Annotated in this window: 3 pseudogenes; 2 read left to right on the top strand and 1 reads right to left on the bottom strand. The window is 57.8% G+C overall.

Annotation, left to right across the window (positions count from 1 at the left end):
* The first annotated feature begins 137 nt into the window (after positions 1–137).
* Together GY725_24960 and GY725_24965 are read left to right on the top strand one after the other, a co-directional pair.
* Positions 138–449, top strand: a pseudogene (locus GY725_24960) (transposase).
* A gap of 58 nt (positions 450–507) precedes the next feature.
* Positions 508–933: pseudogene (locus tag GY725_24965) on the top strand (transposase family protein).
* Positions 934–987: 54 nt separating this feature from the next.
* On the opposite strand, the pseudogene GY725_24970 reads toward GY725_24965, so the two are convergent.
* Positions 988–1126: pseudogene (locus tag GY725_24970) on the bottom strand (IS256 family transposase).

Below are 1126 nucleotides of genomic sequence, written 5' to 3' on the forward strand. Positions count from 1 at the left end.
CCGATGCTCACGGCGTCCAACGGTCGGACGACCCGGTGAACGCATCTTTGGACGCAACGCACGATCAGACCGTCGGTGCGTAATCCTTCCCATCGCAACCTCCCTTCCCTCAGGTGTTGCGACGACAGTTTGAATCCACCCAATATTTGTCGATTCGCTACAGCGACCGACTTGCGGAGGAAGGCATCGAATCATCTGTCGGAAGCGTCGGCGATTCCTACGACAATGCCCTGGCTGAAACGATCAACGGACTCTACAAGACGGAGGTCATCCGCAGGCAAGGTCCTTGGCACGGTGTCGAGGACGTGGAGTTCGCAACACTGAAGTGGGTCGACTGGTTCAACCATCGACGACTGCTCGAACCGATCGGGAACATCCCTCCCGTCGAACTCGAACAGGTTTATTATGAAAGAAGAGAAGCTCCGGTCATGGTGGCCGGGCTCAACTAAACGAGTCTCCGAAGAAACCGGGGCGGTTCAGACCCTGAAGAGGAAACGGGGCGGACCGGTCCGACGCTATGTGTACACGGCGATCGACGACGCGACTCGGGTTCGCGCTTTGAAGATCTACAAGCGGCACACGCAAGCGAACGCCAGCGACTTCATCAACTATGTCGTCAAGAAGTTCCCTTTCCGCATTCGCACCATCCGAACCGACCGCGGACACGAGTTCCAGGCGCTTTTCCACTGGCATGTGGCCGACCAGGGCATGGAACATGTTTACATCAAGCCACGAACGCCGCAGCTCAATGGGAAAGTCGAGCGGTCCCACCGCACCGACAAGGACGAGTTCTACCAGCTGCTGACCTATCGCGATGACGTCGATCTCAAGAAGAAGCTCGCGGCCTGGGAGAAGTTCTACAACTACGACCGGCCCCATGGCGCCCACAAAGGAAAGACGCCCTATGAAGCGCTGAGAGAAAAGCTAAGATGACTAACAATAGCGTCCGACTGGATGCGTCATATCACGCTCGCCTAGCAATGCCGGAAGCGCTTCGCGGAAATCCCCCGTCGACAGGCCGCGCAGATACAGGATCGGGAGCACTTCCGCGACCTTCGGACTCTTGCGCATGTACGGCGGAAGGATCTGGCTGCTGAAGCGATGATCGTCGCGGCGATCGTGGACG

It is taken from the genome of bacterium, assembly GCA_024226335.1.
In the GTDB taxonomy this organism is placed as follows: domain Bacteria; phylum Myxococcota_A; class UBA9160; order SZUA-336; family SZUA-336; genus JAAELY01.